The 16,678-nt window shown below is 44.3% G+C and carries 18 protein-coding genes; 8 read left to right on the top strand and 10 right to left on the bottom strand.

Going from position 1 to position 16,678, the window contains the following annotated elements; genetic code table 11:
• Positions 1 to 174 precede the first annotated feature (174 nt).
• Positions 175 to 1,863, top strand: a complete 1,689-nt coding sequence (locus FOR85_RS10195) for an RNA polymerase sigma-54 factor (protein ID WP_144297843.1) — start codon at positions 175 to 177, stop codon at positions 1,861 to 1,863.
• Positions 1,864 to 2,293: 430 nt separating this feature from the next.
• On the top strand, positions 2,294 to 2,674 hold the full coding sequence (gene hpf, locus FOR85_RS10190) for a ribosome hibernation-promoting factor, HPF/YfiA family (RefSeq protein ID WP_068406286.1): 381 nt from the start codon (positions 2,294 to 2,296) through the stop codon (positions 2,672 to 2,674).
• 271 nt (positions 2,675 to 2,945) lie between these two features.
• Here hpf and thiS read toward each other — a convergent pair whose 3' ends face one another.
• The 4 genes from thiS to FOR85_RS10170 form a co-directional block, all read right to left on the bottom strand.
• Positions 2,946 to 3,146 carry a sulfur carrier protein ThiS gene (thiS, locus tag FOR85_RS10185; protein WP_102077024.1) on the bottom strand — a complete coding sequence of 67 codons (201 nt, stop codon included), beginning with the start codon at positions 3,144 to 3,146 and terminating at the stop codon, positions 2,946 to 2,948.
• Between the two features lie 66 nt (positions 3,147 to 3,212).
• A complete protein-coding gene (locus FOR85_RS10180; protein WP_068406292.1) occupies positions 3,213 to 3,584 on the bottom strand; it encodes a DUF423 domain-containing protein in 372 nt (123 codons plus the stop codon).
• A gap of 63 nt (positions 3,585 to 3,647) precedes the next feature.
• Positions 3,648 to 4,511 carry an RNA polymerase sigma factor RpoH gene (gene rpoH / locus FOR85_RS10175; protein WP_197488882.1) on the bottom strand — a complete coding sequence of 288 codons (864 nt, stop codon included), beginning with the start codon at positions 4,509 to 4,511 and terminating at the stop codon, positions 3,648 to 3,650.
• Between the two features lie 240 nt (positions 4,512 to 4,751).
• The gene (locus FOR85_RS10170; RefSeq protein ID WP_068406298.1) at positions 4,752 to 5,234 is read right to left on the bottom strand and encodes a sulfurtransferase TusA family protein; all 483 of its coding nucleotides are present in this window, start codon (positions 5,232 to 5,234) and stop codon (positions 4,752 to 4,754) included.
• A 345-nt stretch (positions 5,235 to 5,579) separates the two neighbouring features.
• Here FOR85_RS10170 and FOR85_RS10165 point away from each other — a divergent pair, with 345 nt between their 5' ends.
• The gene (locus tag FOR85_RS10165; protein WP_144297841.1) at positions 5,580 to 7,208 is read left to right on the top strand and encodes a M48 family metallopeptidase; all 1,629 of its coding nucleotides are present in this window, start codon (positions 5,580 to 5,582) and stop codon (positions 7,206 to 7,208) included.
• 190 nt (positions 7,209 to 7,398) lie between these two features.
• Here FOR85_RS10165 and FOR85_RS10160 read toward each other — a convergent pair whose 3' ends face one another.
• Both FOR85_RS10160 and rpsU read right to left on the bottom strand, forming a co-directional pair.
• Entirely contained in the window at positions 7,399 to 7,848 is a 450-nt protein-coding gene (locus FOR85_RS10160) for a GatB/YqeY domain-containing protein (RefSeq protein WP_068406303.1), read from the bottom strand.
• A gap of 174 nt (positions 7,849 to 8,022) precedes the next feature.
• Positions 8,023 to 8,238: a 30S ribosomal protein S21 gene (gene rpsU, locus FOR85_RS10155; protein WP_010195908.1), complete on the bottom strand. Its 216-nt coding sequence runs from the start codon at positions 8,236 to 8,238 to the stop codon at positions 8,023 to 8,025.
• 495 nt (positions 8,239 to 8,733) lie between these two features.
• Here rpsU and FOR85_RS10150 point away from each other — a divergent pair, with 495 nt between their 5' ends.
• The 4 genes from FOR85_RS10150 to FOR85_RS10135 all read left to right on the top strand — a co-directional run bounded on the left by FOR85_RS10150 (position 8,734) and on the right by FOR85_RS10135 (position 11,406).
• Positions 8,734 to 9,162, top strand: coding sequence for a hypothetical protein (locus FOR85_RS10150; RefSeq protein ID WP_223808604.1), 429 nt, complete (start codon positions 8,734 to 8,736; stop codon positions 9,160 to 9,162).
• A 144-nt stretch (positions 9,163 to 9,306) separates the two neighbouring features.
• On the top strand, positions 9,307 to 9,834 hold the full coding sequence (locus FOR85_RS10145) for a cytochrome c5 family protein (protein WP_068406307.1): 528 nt from the start codon (positions 9,307 to 9,309) through the stop codon (positions 9,832 to 9,834).
• Positions 9,835 to 9,928: 94 nt separating this feature from the next.
• Positions 9,929 to 10,969 (top strand): tRNA (adenosine(37)-N6)-threonylcarbamoyltransferase complex transferase subunit TsaD, encoded by a 1,041-nt coding sequence (tsaD, locus tag FOR85_RS10140; RefSeq protein WP_144297840.1) that lies wholly within the window; start codon positions 9,929 to 9,931, stop codon positions 10,967 to 10,969.
• 65 nt (positions 10,970 to 11,034) lie between these two features.
• Positions 11,035 to 11,406 carry a CrcB family protein gene (locus tag FOR85_RS10135; RefSeq protein ID WP_144297839.1) on the top strand — a complete coding sequence of 124 codons (372 nt, stop codon included), beginning with the start codon at positions 11,035 to 11,037 and terminating at the stop codon, positions 11,404 to 11,406.
• 84 nt (positions 11,407 to 11,490) lie between these two features.
• Here the strand turns inward: FOR85_RS10135 and FOR85_RS10130 are convergent, their stop codons facing one another.
• From FOR85_RS10130 to potA, 4 genes are all read right to left on the bottom strand, one after another.
• On the bottom strand, positions 11,491 to 12,381 hold the full coding sequence (locus FOR85_RS10130; protein ID WP_144297838.1) for a LysR family transcriptional regulator: 891 nt from the start codon (positions 12,379 to 12,381) through the stop codon (positions 11,491 to 11,493).
• Positions 12,382 to 12,499: 118 nt separating this feature from the next.
• Entirely contained in the window at positions 12,500 to 13,318 is an 819-nt protein-coding gene (gene potC / locus FOR85_RS10125) for a spermidine/putrescine ABC transporter permease PotC (RefSeq protein WP_144297837.1), read from the bottom strand.
• Entirely contained in the window at positions 13,318 to 14,226 is a 909-nt protein-coding gene (gene potB / locus FOR85_RS10120; RefSeq protein ID WP_144297836.1) for a spermidine/putrescine ABC transporter permease PotB, read from the bottom strand. The genes potC and potB overlap by 1 nt, the downstream gene beginning before the upstream one ends.
• Positions 14,226 to 15,500, bottom strand: coding sequence for a spermidine/putrescine ABC transporter ATP-binding protein PotA (gene potA / locus FOR85_RS10115; RefSeq protein WP_144297835.1), 1,275 nt, complete (start codon positions 15,498 to 15,500; stop codon positions 14,226 to 14,228). Before potA ends, potB begins: the two co-directional genes overlap by 1 nt.
• Positions 15,501 to 15,950: 450 nt before the next feature.
• On the opposite strand from potA, the gene FOR85_RS10110 reads away from it, so the two are divergent.
• Positions 15,951 to 16,589 carry a carbonic anhydrase gene (locus FOR85_RS10110; protein ID WP_068406318.1) on the top strand — a complete coding sequence of 213 codons (639 nt, stop codon included), beginning with the start codon at positions 15,951 to 15,953 and terminating at the stop codon, positions 16,587 to 16,589.
• Positions 16,590 to 16,678: the final 89 nt, after the last annotated feature.

Raw genomic sequence — 16,678 nt, 5'->3', positions numbered from 1 at the left:
AATGGCTTACCTGAACAGAATATAAATTATCATAGCAACATTGTAGCAAAAAATGCTATCGTCATGACCTGATAGGCTAAAGCGCTTATTAGTGATGATAAGCGTTAATAAGCGCAGGCTTTAACCAGCATAACATATAGAATCTCACCACGATCGAAAGGTAATCAGTCACCCATGAGTATGTCGTTTGGATTGGCGACCACGCTAAATACCTCGCAAAAGCTAACCCCGCAAATGCAGCAAGCCATCAAATTGCTGCAGCTCTCTAGTCTTGAGCTTGCGCAGGAGGTACAGGCGAAGCTTGATAGCAATCCTTTGCTAGAGCGTGTGGAAGAGGATGAAGATGACTATGATAATTTCGACAGTTACGACAGTCATAATGGCGAGCCGTTAACATTAGATAGTTGGAACCGAAATACTAGCGTTGATTCGTTTGCTAAATCTACCCACTCTTTGGATGATGGTTTCGACTATTCTGACAATAGTAGTGATAGCTTAGATAAATTACAGCAAGCCAGTTTTGATGATGAAGCAATCGATAACTATGCCGTGGAGGGCGACGATTATAGCGGTTTTGACAGCGGTAATTATGCCTCTGCCGCGATAGGTTCAGGGAGTCTTTCAGCTCATTCGGCTAACGGCAACAATGAGGACTTTAATAGTTATCAGGGCAGTACCAGCGCCACCATTCAAGACCATGTACGCTGGCAGCTGAACTTTAAGCGCCTCTCCGAAACAGATACGCTTATCGCCGAATATCTCATGGATTCTATGGATGAGATGGGTTTTATACGCCTTGATATCGATGAGTTGTTACAAAGCTTCGATACCATCGCCAGCTTTTATCAATGGGACGAGCGCGTCGAGTACGATGAGGTCATGGCGGTACTGCGCATGATCCAATCGTGCGACCCGCTTGGCGTTGGCGCACGCAACCTCAATGAGTGCCTAGCGCTGCAATTGTCCAAGCTTGATACGAATACAAAATATCTTAAAGAAGCCCAAGCGCTTCTCTCAGCCAGTGAGCATTTGGTCAGCAATAATATCAAAGCCTTGACTGAACTCACCGGCCTCGCGCCTGAACAGATTACCCCCGCGCTTAACCTGTTACGTACGTTAAACCCATCACCCGGCTTATTATTTCAAAGCAGTCAGCCCGATTATATGCAGCCGTCAGAAAGCTACGATATTCCTGATGTATTGGTCACGCCGATTCGCCGCCACAATAGCAATAACACCACTGATAACAAAAATGGAAACGACACGACTGCGCAAATAGACGGCTGGCAAGTGCGCCTCAATCCTGACACTTTACCTAAGTTGCGGGTCAATCAAGAATATGCCAATTTGGTCAAACGTGGCGATGACAGTCCTGACAATCAATATCTGCGCGAAAATCTCACCGATGCGCGCCTGTTTATTCGCAGTATCGAAGAGCGCAATCAAAACCTATTAAAAGTAGCAACCAGTATCGTGCGCTACCAGCAAGAGTTTTTGCAACATGGCGCCACTGCCATGCAGCCTTTGATTTTAAAAGCCATTGCCGAAGAAGTTGATTTGCACGAATCCACCGTTTCGCGCCTCACTACGAGCAAAACCATTTTGACGCCCCAAGGGTTGTTTTCCCTTAAGCATTTTTTCTCATCTCACGTCAGCAGTAGTGACGGAGACATCTCCTCAACCGCCATCAGCGCCATGATTAAACAGCTTATCGCAGATGAAGACCCGAAAAAGCCATTATCTGATAGCCGCATAAAAGATTTTTTATTTGCAGAAGGCATCGATATCGCCAGACGAACGGTAGCCAAATATCGTGAAGCAATGAATATCGGATCATCCACTCAGCGCAAACAAAAATATTAAATGTTGTCATTCAACGACTTATAAATGTCATAACGCCAGAATTAAGCCAATTCAAACGTAAATAAAAAATAAAATTTTTTGATTATATAGAAACATTTATGAAACATCGTTTTTTATTACATTTACTTACAATTTGATGACTTGCTACTCTTTGGTTTTCATGACAAATTAGAGTCATACCAACAACGAAAACCCAGTATTGGTTTGGCCGATTTAGTTAATTTAACAAATGATAAAAATGTATTTTAATTTTTTATTTTAATAAAGGAGTAGAAGAATAAAGCAGTTAGCGAATAGAAAATGACAAGCCAAACTTTATGATAAGAAAGGTACTGGATGAATTATTGGTAAGGCAGCATGACCAAAGCTATAAAGCTAACTCACTGCTGATTGTACGTAATAATATAAGCAATAATAAAAGGACGATAATATGAATGTTTCTATCAGTGGTCACCATATCAGTGTTACCGAAGCCATGGACAACGCCGTTCGCGAAAAGCTTGTAAAAGTAGAACGTCATTTCGATCAGATTCAAAGTATTCAGGTAAAATTATCGCTAGATAATAGCGGCTCAAGTGAAGGTGGGAAAAAGACCCATAAAGCCGAAGCGATTATGCGAGTTGCAGGTCAAGAAATGTTCGTCCAAGCCTGCGAAGACGATATGTATAAAGCCATTAATGAGATGGCAGACAAGCTTGATAGACAAGTACGTAAATATAAAACCCGTCAGGATCGTAAGAAAACTCAAGGTCCAGGGCGCGATGAACGCTACGAAGAGCTGACAGTTGATGATGCAGCACCTGTCATGTAATGGGTTCGTCACTGCTCTAAGTAGTATTCACTACAGCAACCGATCTACATAGTAGCTGACTTTATTATTATGACTGTTTGATAAATATAGCCTATAAGATAATTATTATAATTGGCGTATTTACTAAGTAATCATATTGGAATGATAGCTCGTAAAGTTGCTTTATTTGTTAAGAGCACGACAAATAAAAAAGACCTCAACGTATCAACGTAAGAGGTCTTTTTTATTGCTTAATTTTTATCCATGAAAAAATTAGCGGGCTAATATTCGCTTAACCACCACCAACTGCTTGTACCACTTCTATATTCATACCTTCAACAATACGCATTTTGTCAAGCTCACTTTTTGGAATAAGTTCACCATCGATTTCAACCGCATAGCGGCCTTTACTAAGTCCAAGCTCATTGACGACCATTTGGACGGTTTGATGCGTGGTCTGCAATTTTTTACCATTAACACTAATATTACTCATAATATGTGCTCCCTAAAAGCTAATAATCCTTTGTTACTCATCCATTGACCCATTTTGTTATTCAACTTAAGCAGTATGGCCTAAGCGAAATGTCGAGACAGCAAGCCATAGCCAACCGGCAATCATCAGCATACCGCCGATAGGGGTAATCGCTCCAAGCCAGCGCGGTGCCCCAAGCGTCATGGCATATAAACTGCCCGCAAAAATAAGTGCGCCGATTTGTAGCAGCCATGCTGTGGTTTGGGTCGTATAATTAAGGCGAATAAGAATACCAACGAGCAATAATCCAAGCCCGTGTACAAACCAATATAGAGTTGCCGTCTGCCACCATTCAAGCTGCTGGATACTGACCGAATTTTTAAGCCCATGAGCGCCAAACGCGCCCAAGGCGACGGCGATAGCCATATTAATAGCGGCGATACTTATCCAATTTAGCATGGTAAAACTCGTGTTATAAATAGGATTGTTATCATAGGTAAGTTTTAACTAACAAACTAAAGCTTATTGGATATCATCGGGCAAAATAACGCTATCGATGGTCATGGCTTCACGGATTTTATCCATGGCGTTTTTTTCGATTTGGCGTACGCGCTCTGCTGAGATAGAGTAAACCGCTGCTAGTTCATGTAAGGTTGATTTTTGCTCAGAAAGCCAGCGCTGCTCAACGATATCGCGTGAACGATCATCTAGCGTATCCATCGCTGCTAGTAGAGCCGATGAGTTGTTCTCTTCCCAGTCATCCTCTTCAACCATCTCTGCAGGGTCGATACCATCTTCTAAAAACAGCTGCGGCGCGTAGCGACCATCGTCATCATCGCTCGATTGCGCTTCAAACGACGCATCATACGAGGTCAAGCGTGACTCCATTTCTAGCACTTGTTTACGTGTTACATTTAAATCGTTGGCAATGGCATCGGCTTCTTCGAGCGTTAATTGGTTGTTGGTCTTTTTCAGGCTGCGTAAGTTAAAGAATAATTTACGGTGCGCTTTAGTAGTAGCAACTTTGACAATACGCCAGTTACGAATGACGAATTCGTGAATCTCAGCCTTAATCCAATGCACGGCAAAGGATACCAAACGCACGCCTTTATTAGGATCAAAGCGTTTAACCGCTTTCATCAAGCCCAAGTTGCCTTCTTGGATTAAATCGGCTTGCGGCAGACCATAGCCTGAGTAGCTACGGGCAATATGAATCACAAAGCGTAAATGCGACATAACCAGCAGACGCGCCGCTTCAACATCGCCCTCATCATAATAGCGGTGAGCAAGTTCTTGCTCTTGAGTCGGTGTCAAAATCGGAATTTGATGCACGGTATTAATATAAGCGCCCAAGTTTACGCCAGGCGCCGATAAATGTGTTGGCATAGCAGGCACTAAGTCACGGGTACGTGTATCGCCAAGTGCGCTCGCATCGTAAGGCGGACGCGCCGCAGCGGCTTTCAAGGCCGCATCGCGTGCTTTGTTTTTTTCAGGTGCTGCGCTGTCTTTTTTACGGGTATTTGCAGCGTTATTAGAAGTATTAGCCATATTCTTGACCTTGGTTAAATAGATAAGCAATGAGTCAGATAAAAATCTTATAGTTATAATTGTAAAGGATAGCGCCGCTTAGTTGCTATCAGTTTTGGTAATGATGAAGTGATATATTGTATCAACAGCAGTACTGGTTTTTGTTCCTAGCATTTTGTCGCTACTTGCCGCTGTTGCTTGATTGATAAGCAATAATAAGGGATTTGCTGTGCCTGTTTGCTGGCTCTGCTGACAAAAAGCGCTGATATCAGCTTGTGAGTTTGGGTCCGTGGCAACGACATATAACGATTCACCAACCGCTACTTCTCGTAGCGCCACTTTGGTTTTTAATAGCGGCATAGGGCAGGCAAGACCGCGCCCATCGACCATATTTTTAATTATGATTGGCTGTCTTTGCTCTGCGCTATCCGTCGAGTTAAGATTTTCTACTAAGTTAAGAGTATCTGCTGGCAATAAATCGAGCAGCTGCGTTATCGATTGTTGCTGCGCGTCAGATACGGTTTCGACAAAACAAATAGGATATGAGTCTCGTACAATGACAGATTGGTTATCAGTAGACATAAAATAAACCTTTAAAATATCAATGCTTGAGAAAGTATCACTTGTAGTCCATGGATAACAAGCGCTTACCACGACCTACTATTATAGCAAATTGCCACTACTCAATTGCAGTTGAATATAGTTATCATAATCATTGGTCAATCAGTATATCTAATAACAACCGGGCGATAGGATAAAATTTACATTTAATACTTCGCTTTATAACGCTTAAGTTTACACAAGCATGTTGCACAAGCGTGACGCGTGGCAGCGTTATTGGTAGCCAGATGCAGACGGCAATTGACCTTAACTAAACAAGCTCGTATAGTCAAAAAGACGTTAGGATTACTCGGATAGGATACGCACTTGTATTATTTTCATAGACCAGCATTGCTTAAAAAATCGCTGTTTAAAAGAACGCTAAAAACGCTAACAGGCGTTTTTGTACTAAAGGTGGGTATATCGGCTACCTTGCTGGCACTGGCAACTACTGCCAATAGTGCTGGCACGCAAGTCGCGCCATTTACTTACGGTTCCTGGCAGACATCAAGTGCTGAAGAATTAGATTTACCCAATTTGCGCGGGCAGGGGCTAAGCTTTGCTGAGCAATATGAAAATAAACTGCTTGGGGAGTGGTCATTAAGAAACATCAATAGTCGCGCGAAGATGGAGCACGACCCTTGGATTTATGAAACCATAAAAGAGATGACGTGGCGGCTAAATGCGCAAGCTCGCCAGCAAGCGCCGCTAGGTTTGGTTATCATTGATAACCCTAGTATCAATGCTTTTGCAGCGCCCGGCGGGGTAATTGGGCTCAATACTGGAACGATACTGGCGGCAAGCAGCATGGATGAGCTTGCCAGCGTCGTCGCGCATGAGGTCGCTCATATTAGTCAGCACCATTATGAGAGCGGCGCGGATGAGCGCAAAAAAGCCTTGCTGATGCAAATAGGCGGCATGCTGGCAGCGATTGCAGCCTCAGCGGTCGATGGCGATGCGGCGGCGGCAGTCATGATGGGCAGCCAAACCGCTACCATGAATAGCAGCATGGCTTTTAGCCGTAGTAATGAGCGTGATGCCGACCGTGTGGGCATGCAAATCATGAACCAAGCGGGTTACGATCCACGCGCCATGCCGCGCTTTTTTGCAACCATGAATCAAAAAAGCCAGCTCAACCAAACCGCCAATCAATTCCTGCCCAGTTTTGTGCGCTCGCATCCTTTGAGTAATGAGCGTTTAAGCGAATCGCAAAGCCGCGCCCAGCGTTATGATGCTCTGCCATTGTCCAAGCAGCAGCGCCATCAAGCGTTGTTTGATTTGCTCTATTGGCGCACGCAAAGCACCGGCGAGCATGTCTCTGAAACCGCATTGACGACCGCCGCGAAAAATAGCGTTGGTGCAAAATTGGCGTTGATGTATTGGTATGGCGAGCAGCAGCGTTTTGGCGAGGCCAATGAGATATATACCGAGCTGTCAGCGCTACCCGCAGCCCAACGGCAAGTATTGGAACCCTTATTGTCCATAACCCAAAGTCAAATTCTCACGGAACAAAACAAATGGCAACAAGCGGCTGAACTGCTTGAGAGTCAGCAGCGCTTATATCCTGAACGCCGTGACTTGCGTCTTTATTTAGCGGAAGCGCTGACCAATAGCAATCAGCCAGCCAAGGCGCAAGCACTGCTTAAGCCCCTGACCGAGCAGCAGCCAAGCGACCGCTATGCGTGGCAAAGCTTGCAATTGGCCAATGAAAAAATCGCCAAAACTACCGAGTCGCCGCAACTGGCAAAAATCGCTACCATCAATGCGCTGCGTTATCGCAGTCACGACCAGCTGTGGAGTGGACGCTATGAGCGTGCGCTGACTTCCTTAACGCAAGCCAAGCAATTGACCGAGCAAATGCAAAAAACCGCGCAAGCGAGCAGTGCCCGACCGTTACTTGCCAACATCAATGCCGAAATCAAGGCAGTAAAAACCGCCAAAGACTTTAAGCCTTAGGCGGTTGTTTGCTAGCTTGGTTTTTATAAGAATTAAGCATATATAGCAGTCTGACTTTAAAACCGACTCAGTGCGACTGAGATGAATTTTTTGTAGCCTCTGTGATAGCAGCAAGCAAGGAAAATTTATATCAGTCGCACGTCGCTACTCACGTATCGATTTCATTTTAAGCTAATGATAACTTTTTACGTTAACCTTGCAAAGCGTCTTTGACCAATTTAGAGATTAATGCGGGATCAGCACGGCCTGCGGTTTTATTTTTTAACACGCCCATCACGCTACCCATATCGCGCATTGAGGTGGCGCCTTGCTCTTTGATTTCAGCATTCACCAAAGCGGCAAGCTCGGCATCATCCATTTGTTTTGGCATAAACTCATTGATGATATCAATCTCGAACTGCTCTTTGCTGGCCAAATCATCGCGGCCGTTTTCGGTAAAGATAGACAAGGACTCATGACGCTGTTTGAGCTGCTTTTGTAGCACTTCTAACACTTGCGCATCATCAAGCTCGGTTTGGCGATCAATCTCAATCTGCTTGACCACAGATTGGACGTTGCGCAACACTTTGACGCGTTCAAGCTCGCGCGCTTTCATAGAGGTTTTGATGGTGTCAGATAACGTCTGTTTAAGTTGGCTCATTGTTATTATTCCTTATAAGTATGGGTAAAATAGTTTTTGGTAAGTGTTAAATAAAAATCTGCTGAGCATTTATCAGCAGCAATAACAAAAATTGTAGCATAAAAAACGCCACTGTTATTCATCGATAACAGTGGCGTTAGTGTAGCGCTGGTAGGTAGCTAATCGTATTGGTGATTAGTACATACGAGTGGTACGAATAGTTTCGCGTTGTAATTTTTTCTTATAACGCTTTACAGCAGCGGCTTTTTTGCGCTTGCGTACTTGCGTTGGTTTTTCATAAAATTCACGCTTACGTACGTCTGATAGAACGCCGGCTTTTTCACAAGCACGTTTGAAACGACGGATAGCGATGTCAACTGGTTCGTTTTCTTTAACCTTAACTGCAGGCATGAAATCTCCTTGATTAGGATGAGATATAAGGGCATTAGTTTGGCTGTGTATTAGTATTTAGCCGTAATATCTCAAGATTATCGGCATCAGCTCAAACTAGGATAGTCTTGCGCACTAGCACAAGGGCGCTTATTTTAATCAAAAACTGCAGTAAAGTCAAAGGCTTTAGCGTATTTATGTAAGATAAGGGCTTAAATAGAGGTCAAATAATAGACAATAAAAATTAATTGCACCGTACAAATATAATAAGATTTAACTGAAGGCGTGAGTGTTAATATTTTTAATAATCTTTTAACAAATAATCAATAAATAGTGGACAAAACAGCTGTTTAGCAATAACGGCTTATATGGAGTCTATGGTATCCTATACTCAGTCTGTCGCTCATATTTAAGCTGCTTTAAATTTCAAGATTTAGCTATTGAAACTAGACGCTTAAAAATATGCCTAGATAGACGTTACAAGGCTTTTATAGCTATTATTTTGAGGATCTTTGAATGAAAAATGGCATGAAGAAAACAACGATTGGTACTGTATTGTGGGCGACATTGTTTCTGACGATGGGCGTCAGTCTAAGTGCTTGTAGCAGTGACAAGGAAGAAGCGGGCACTGAATCAGGTGAAGTCTTAGCAAAAGATAAAGTCGATGAAGCTTCAGAACTTGCACGTGCAAACGCACCTGAAGCAGAAGATATGGACTTCCCAGAAACAGCGCCGATGCCTGCTGCTGACACGGCAGAAGGGACAGAAGAGGGTGCTACGGGTACTGACACTGCAGTAGCAGAAGATGGCGCAGCGACAGATGCGGCAGGAGATATGGCTACTACAAGTACTGATACAGAAGCGGCTACTACTGATAGTGCCACGGCGACAAATACCGATGAGGCCGCTACGACTACTGATACGACTGAGCCTGCAACGAACTAATAGTATTTAGTAGCTATGAGTAATTAAGTAAGTAAGCCGCATGCTCATTTCATAATAGCGATTCATCATTGCCAGCGATGACTATTAATATGCCAGCTACGATATTTAAGTTTATATTAACAAACTATAGATGAAAGATTAACTATGACTATGCAACAAAATACAATGAAGAAAAAATCCGTTGCTAAATTGGCGCTCACAAGCCTAAGCTTGAGTGCACTTTTGGCATTGAGCGCTTGTAGTGGCGGCGACAATACAGCGGCTGAAGAGCCAGCTACTACCAATGAAACTGAAACGGTGGCTATAGAACCTGAAGCGCCTGTAACAGAAACCGAAGTGGTCACCCCTGAGCCTGCGGTTGAAGCAGAGCCTACGGAAGTACCTGTCGTAGAGGCTGAACCTGAAGCTGCTGCTGAACCAGAAGTGTTGGCGGCCGATGCTGGTGCTCAGCTGTACGAAAAGCAGTGTAAAGTTTGCCATGAGAATGGTTTGCTTGACGCACCGAAATTTGGTGATAAAGAAGCTTGGGCACCGCACCTTGCCAAAGACATAGAAACGTTACACATGCATTCTGCTAAAGGCTTTAATAAAATGCCTGCGCAAGCGGTTGGAGACGTCACTGAAGCACAAGTTCATGCCGCAGTTGATTATATGGTTGCTGCCGCTCGCTAATATTACGTATTGAAATTTGCTAGAATGACCGCCATTGTAAGCTAACAGTGGCGGTTTTTTATTAATGCTACAAAGCAAATATAAAGGCACATAGATGAAAGTATTGGGTTTAGAGACCTCCTGTGATGAAACAGGTCTGGCGATTTTTGATAGCGAGCAGATAGATAGCAATAATAAAGGCTTGCTTGGGCAAGTGCTGTATTCACAGATAGAGCTGCACGCACTTTATGGCGGAGTAGTGCCTGAGCTTGCCAGCCGCGACCATATTCGTAAGCTGGTACCGTTATTCAACGAATTGCTAGAGCAGTGCGATATCACTAAAAATGAGATTGATGCGATTGCTTATACCAAAGGGCCGGGACTTATAGGGGCGCTGATGACGGGCGCATTATTTGGACGTAGCTTGGCTTATGGCTTGGATGTGCCAGCGATTGGCGTTCACCATATGGAAGGACACCTGTTAGCGCCTTTGATGGGAGCGAATCCGCCAGCGTTTCCATTTGTCTCCTTACTGGTTTCTGGTGGTCATACTTTGCTGATTGCCGCATATGGTATCGGGCAATATGAAATCCTTGGTGAGTCTATCGATGACGCGGCGGGTGAATGTTTTGATAAAGCGGCTAAAATGCTTGGTCTGCCATACCCTGGTGGACCAAATATTGCCAAATTGGCAGAAAATGGCAATCAAAATGCCTATGACTTACCGCGCCCGATGCTACATCGCGGTTTAGATTTTTCCTTCAGCGGTATGAAAACGGCGGTGCATAATCTTATCAAGGACACTGATGGCTCCGACAGCGATCCAAAAGTGCGCGCCGATATTGCGGCAAGCTTTCAACATGCAGTAGTTGATACGCTAGTGAAAAAATGCGTCAAGGCACTGAAACAAGTCGAGATGAGTCGCTTGGTCATTGCAGGCGGCGTCAGTGCCAATAGCCATTTGCGTGAGACGTTAGAGCGCGAGCTTGCTAAAATCAATGCGACCGTCCATTACGCACCGCCAGCGTTATGTACCGATAATGGAGCAATGATTGCTTATGCGGGTTACGAGCGTTTGCAAGCCGGTCAAGCAGATGATTTGGCTGTTAGCTGTGTCCCACGTTGGCCAATGACCGAGCTGCCTGCGCTATTATAAATGCTAAATGTTATAAGCTATCTTATACTTAACCTATTAAACTTTATCTTAATCAAGGATAGCTTATGCAGTGGCTTGCGATTGGACTAGGTGCTGCCATTGGTGCTTGCCTGCGCGGCTGGCTGGCGCGTTTTAATCCGCTGCATCACTGGATACCGCTTGGTACGCTTGGCGCCAATGTCTTAGGTGGACTTTTAATAGGATTAGCATTAGTTTGGTTTGAGCGTATGGGTAGCGACTTATCTCCTAATGTCAGGTCGTTTGTCATAACTGGTTTTTTGGGCGGACTGACGACTTTTAGTACCTTTAGTGCTGAAGTATTTACCTTTATCCATAACGGCAAACTACTTGCGGGTTTAGGACTGATTGGGTTACATGTGGGGCTGACGTTATTAGCAACGGCAATTGGCTTTTATTTGTTTAAATTGATTTTATAATAATAAAAACTCAACAATAAAAAAGAGCCATATTAATGTTTAATACGGCTCTTTTTTTAAACGACTTTTTAAAAAAAGCACTAGCTATACCGGTTTTACAATCCCTTCTAATAGACTCGCAAACCCTTGCATATACGCCGTATCTTGGCTCGAGGTGCGCGTCGCCGCATAAAGTTGGCAGTAAACGCCTTTACCGAGCGGCCGCGAAACCACCCAGCCTTTTTTTTCATACTCGCTTACCACCCAATCAGGCAGTGCCGCCACCCCGCGTTCACTTGCCACCAATTGAATTAGCATCGCCGTGAGCTCGGTGGTACGAATCGCTTTAAAACTGACCGCTTCTGGGGTCATGAAATTGGCAATGATATCGAGGCGCTTAGCTTCCACCGGATAGGCAATCAAGGTTTCAGCAACCAAATCTTGGGCATGAATAAATGGTTGCTCAGCCAAGTCGTGAGTCGGCGACAGCACCAAACGGCTCTCGTACTCAAACAATGGCTGATAGCTGATACCTTCTATTGGTAAATTACTGGTGGTAATCAATAAATCGATATCACCTTCTTGCAGTAAATGATGCGGCTCAGGCTCAAAACCGGTGGCAAAATCCAGCTCAACATCTGACCATTCGCGGCGATAATGATTGAGAATGGGCATCAGCCAATCAAAGCAGCTATGACATTCTGACGCTAAGCGCAATCGACCCGCTTGACCATGAGCTAAGCGTTTTAAATTGGCTTTGGTGCGTGTGACCTGCGGCATGATACTGTCTGCCAGCGCCAGTACCGTTTTGCCCGCTGGCGTAAAGGTCAGCGGACGCGTGCGCCGATTGACCAAGCTAATATCGTAGTAATTCTCTAACTCTTTTAACTGATGCGAGACCGCAGAGGCGGTGACATGCAGCTCATCGGCAGCAGCGGCCAATGATCCATGGGCTCGCAGCGCAGTTAGCGTATTAAGATGACGAAGCTCTAGCATAAAATAACCTAACCACTGACGTTAAAGAAATAGGAAAATAGGTGTTTATAATCTTGGAAAATCATAGGCGCTTTTTGCCTAAAATTACATTGCCATTATTTTACCGTAAAAATTAAAACTAGCGCCGACGCAGCAGTAATTGCGAGATAACCACTAAAACTAAGGAAGCGACGAGTAAAATTGTCCCAATCGCGTTGACCTCAGGTTTAAGTCCCACGCGCACCATAGAATAAATACGGAGCGGTAAAATCTCATAGCTAGGGCCGGTCACAAAGGTCGATACCACCACATCATCAAGCGATAAGGTAAAGGCAAGTAGCCAACCAGCCATCACCGCAGGGAAAATTACTGGAATCAACACCGTACGAACCATCGTTGATTCGCTAGCACCTAAATCTCGCGCCGCTTCCATCAAACGCTCGTCTAAACTGCTTAAACGCGCAAAGACAGTGATAACGACAAACGGCAAGCAAAAGGTAATGTGCGCTAGTAATAGCGAGACAAAGCCAAGCTGCAGGCCGATTAATAAAAACAGCGCCAATAGCGATATCGCTAGGACAATTTCAGGTGACATCATCAGCACAAATAACAGGCCATTGAGAAGCCCTTTACCGCGAAAGTCATAGCGATGCAGCGCAAGCGCCGTTAATGTACCGATAACGGTCGAAACCGTAGCCGCAACCAAGCCTAAAACAATAGAGTGCCAAAAGGCATCAAGCATCGCCTGATTATTCAGTAGCGACTCGTACCACTTTAAACTAAAGCCGCCCCAGTTATAACCAATTTTTGATTTATTAAATGACATTACCACCAAAACGATGATAGGCAGATATAATAAAATATAAATCAGACTGAGATAGCCTTTGGCGGCAATATTACCTAATTTGATAGAGCGTTTATTTTTAATTGGAGTACTATTCAGTGAACTATCAGACATTAGGCCACCTCGTTAAAATCAGTCTTGCCAATACGGCGGCTACTGGCACGATAAGCGAGTAATAATACCGCCATCGCAAGGGTCAATAGCACACTGGCGGCGGCACCAAATGGCCAATCACGCGCATCTAAAAACTGGTTTTTGATAATATTACCGACCAATAAGTTACGTGAGCCGCCCAAGATATCGGCGACATAAAACATCCCCATCGCTGGTAGTAGTACCAACAGCACCCCGGAGATAATCCCCGGTGTGGTTAAGGGTAATACCACGTGCCAAAAGGTTTGGCGCTTTGAAGCACCCAAATCTTGCGAGGCAAGCAGCATATCATTACGCAAATCACTGAATACTGCATACAGTGGCAGCACCATAAATGGAAATAACAAATAGGTTAAACCGGCAATAACCGCGCCTTGGGTATATAGAATATCAATGGGCGCATTGATAATACCAAGTGTTAATAAGGATTTATTAATCAAACCATTGCTGGCAAATAATAGTTTTAGCGCATAGGTGCGCACCAAAGAGTTGGTCCAAAATGGCAATATCAGCATAAGCATCAATAGTGGCTGCCAGCGTTTATCCACTCGAGAAACAAACCAAGCAAAGGGATAGCCAAGTAATAAGCAAATGACTGTGGTGATACCCGCCATCCATAATGAATGCACAAAGACATCAAAATAAAGCGGGTCAATCATGCGCACGTAACTGTCGAGAGTGACCGGTAAACTAATAAAAGCGGTGCTATCACGGGTCAAAAAGCTGACGGCAATCACCAGTATATTTGGCAATAGCGCAAAGATGAGCAGCCAACCCCAAATTAGCCATAGCGTTGCGGTACGAAAAGGGCTTTTATTGCTCAAGTTTTTATGACTTGATTTTTTATTACCTACGTTAGGACGCGCCATTAGCTGATATCCTTTTGGGCAGCTAATTTACTAGGGCTATTGTTTATCCCGTTATCAATGCCGCTAGCAAGCGTATCTTCTTCTGGCAACACCCATTCCCAGCCATCGACCCACGATACTTTAACGCCTTCGTTAAGCTTATAATCAAAACTTGGGTCATCTTCATCAAAGAATTCCGAGGCTTTAATAATATGGCCGTTGGTTAGCTCAATAATCGAGTCTAAGGTACTGCCTTTATAGTTACTTTCAATCACCCGCCCCAGTAAGCCGCCATGTTCTTTATCATTGGGGTCATAAATGCGTAAATCTTCAGGGCGCAATAGTAAGTTAACGATATCACCAACTTGCACGTCATTGGCAAAGTCAGGGCGGCGCAGATTGCGTAAGGTCGTCGGCCCCTCTTGCGCTTGTGCTTCGCAGACCTCGACCTCAATACGGCCATTGGTCACGCGCCCATCACGATCGGGCTGCTCAGGGTAGACGCCTTTGACTTCCGCTTTAAATAAGTTGGTTTCACCGATAAATTTGGCGGTAAAGAGATTGGCAGGGGTTTCATAAATCTCAATCGGCGTACCAATTTGCTGAAATCTGCCGTCTTTCATTACCGCAATGCGATCCGACATCGACAGCGCTTCTTCTTGATCGTGGGTGACAAAGACAAAGGTAATGCCAAGCTCACGTTGTAGACGTTTAAGCTCAGATTGCATTTGCAAACGCAATTTATGGTCGAGCGCCGATAAAGGCTCATCGAGCAATAATAGCTTAGGACGATTAATCACCGCACGTGCAATCGCCACCCGCTGCTGCTGACCACCGGATAAATCTTGTGGTTTGCGATTGGCAAGGTGTTCAAGTTGTACCATCGCCAGCATCTCACGTACCCGCGTTTGTATCTCATCTTTTGGCACTTTTTTGAGTTTAAGCCCATAAGCGACGTTTTGCGCCACCGTCATATGTGGAAATAACGCATATTGCTGAAACACAGTATTGACCGGACGCTTATCCGCTGGCAAGCCTGCCATTTGCATGCCATCAAGATAAATCGCCCCTGCATTTGGCTGCTCAAAACCCGCAATTAAGCGCAGCAAAGTCGTCTTACCGCAGCCTGATGGCCCAAGCAAGGTGATAAATTCGCCATGTTCAATATCAAGGTTAATATCCTTTAACACTTCGGTTTGATCATAAATTTTTTGGAGACCAGTCAGTTGCAGCAGCGCCTTGTCACTATTAGGCGACAAAGGTGCGGTTTGCAGGTTTACATTCGTTTCGGTCATAAGGTTGATTCCTAAAACACCAAATGCGCAGCAGCACTAAAATAGTAGATACTGGCAGCAATTTGCATGTTGTTAAGTCTGGCGATAAGCGTTGGCTATATATACAATCTGGTTGCTGCGTATTATAACAAACCCTTGTTATAAGTCAGTGCAAGTTCGTTATTGGTTGGTTTAGGTTGTTAAAAAAATAATGAGCTAAATGCTTGACTGCAAATTTCTTGTCTTGCAATGCTTTGGCTTGCGATGCTGCCATCTTACAATAAAGAATTTTTACCGTTTTTCTGTCTTGCTTGCGCTACAATAATTTTATGTATGCCACATACAAGGATATTTGCAATAGCAAACGGCTAAGTTTAAAAAATAAGCATAGCTGAAAGCTATATTTAAAGTAAAAAATAGAATGCTAGCGCAATTTATAATTTAAACCATTTTGATAAACAAGGACCCCTTATGCCTAACAGTAACCGCCCAAAAACTGGACAAGAAGCACTGGCACTACTCAAAGAAGGAAATGTACGCTACGTAGAAAGTCTGACCAGCACTGACCCTTGCATGCAAAAACGTCCTGAGTTGATCAGTGACCAAGATCCATTAGCGATTATTTTGGGTTGCTCGGACGCCCGTGTCCCAGTTGAGATTGTGTTTGACCAAGGTTTGGGCGATTTGTTTGTCATACGCGTGGCAGGTAATGTGGTTGCGCCATCGCAAATTGGCTCGATTGAATTTGCGGCAGAAAAATTTGGCACCAAACTGGTGGTAGTGCTTGGGCATTCGCATTGCGGAGCGGTGACCGCTTGCGTCGATGCGCTGATCAATCCTGAGCAAAACTATTCGCCAAATTTACAATCAATCGTCGATCGTATTCGCCCAAGTGTCTATAACTTACATGAGCTGGCAACGGCCAATGGTCAAGACGTCGATGCGGATGAATTGGTCGATCGCTCTATTCGTGCCAATGTACGCATGTCGGTCAGCCAATTAAAGCATGGTTCGCGCGCCCTAGAAGACTTAACCAGTAGCGGTCAGCTACTCGTCGTTGGCGCTGAATACAATTTAGAGACTGGAAAAGTACGCTTTTTAGATACTTAATCGTTGTTTACTATTAGGGCGTGTTGAACATTGGATATAAATTTCTGGCAAAAAAAATAGCGAACGGTTAATCTTTAAGTTCTCACACA

The organism is Psychrobacter sp. YGAH215, from assembly GCF_007280595.1.
GTDB lineage: Bacteria > Pseudomonadota > Gammaproteobacteria > Pseudomonadales > Moraxellaceae > Psychrobacter > Psychrobacter faecalis.
Note: the sequence above shows the minus strand (reverse complement) of the source record. Positions and strands in the feature narration are given on the sequence as shown.

Coding starts and splice junctions, on each gene's coding strand:
- thiS (WP_102077024.1), bottom strand. CDS start 3,146: ATGAGTAATATTAGTGTTAATGGTAAAAAATTGCAGACCACGCATCAA.
- FOR85_RS10150 (WP_223808604.1), top strand. CDS start 8,734: ATGAAAAATGGCATGAAGAAAACAACGATTGGTACTGTATTGTGGGCG.
- FOR85_RS10160 (WP_068406303.1), bottom strand. CDS start 7,848: ATGAGCCAACTTAAACAGACGTTATCTGACACCATCAAAACCTCTATG.
- FOR85_RS10135 (WP_144297839.1), top strand. CDS start 11,035: ATGCAGTGGCTTGCGATTGGACTAGGTGCTGCCATTGGTGCTTGCCTG.
- hpf (WP_068406286.1), top strand. CDS start 2,294: ATGAATGTTTCTATCAGTGGTCACCATATCAGTGTTACCGAAGCCATG.
- rpsU (WP_010195908.1), bottom strand. CDS start 8,238: ATGCCTGCAGTTAAGGTTAAAGAAAACGAACCAGTTGACATCGCTATC.
- FOR85_RS10195 (WP_144297843.1), top strand. CDS start 175: ATGAGTATGTCGTTTGGATTGGCGACCACGCTAAATACCTCGCAAAAG.
- FOR85_RS10180 (WP_068406292.1), bottom strand. CDS start 3,584: ATGCTAAATTGGATAAGTATCGCCGCTATTAATATGGCTATCGCCGTC.
- FOR85_RS10110 (WP_068406318.1), top strand. CDS start 15,951: ATGCCTAACAGTAACCGCCCAAAAACTGGACAAGAAGCACTGGCACTA.
- tsaD (WP_144297840.1), top strand. CDS start 9,929: ATGAAAGTATTGGGTTTAGAGACCTCCTGTGATGAAACAGGTCTGGCG.
- FOR85_RS10130 (WP_144297838.1), bottom strand. CDS start 12,381: ATGCTAGAGCTTCGTCATCTTAATACGCTAACTGCGCTGCGAGCCCAT.
- potC (WP_144297837.1), bottom strand. CDS start 13,318: ATGTCTGATAGTTCACTGAATAGTACTCCAATTAAAAATAAACGCTCT.
- FOR85_RS10145 (WP_068406307.1), top strand. CDS start 9,307: ATGACTATGCAACAAAATACAATGAAGAAAAAATCCGTTGCTAAATTG.
- potA (WP_144297835.1), bottom strand. CDS start 15,500: ATGACCGAAACGAATGTAAACCTGCAAACCGCACCTTTGTCGCCTAAT.
- FOR85_RS10170 (WP_068406298.1), bottom strand. CDS start 5,234: ATGTCTACTGATAACCAATCTGTCATTGTACGAGACTCATATCCTATT.
- rpoH (WP_197488882.1), bottom strand. CDS start 4,511: ATGCCAACACATTTATCGGCGCCTGGCGTAAACTTGGGCGCTTATATT.
- potB (WP_144297836.1), bottom strand. CDS start 14,226: ATGGCGCGTCCTAACGTAGGTAATAAAAAATCAAGTCATAAAAACTTG.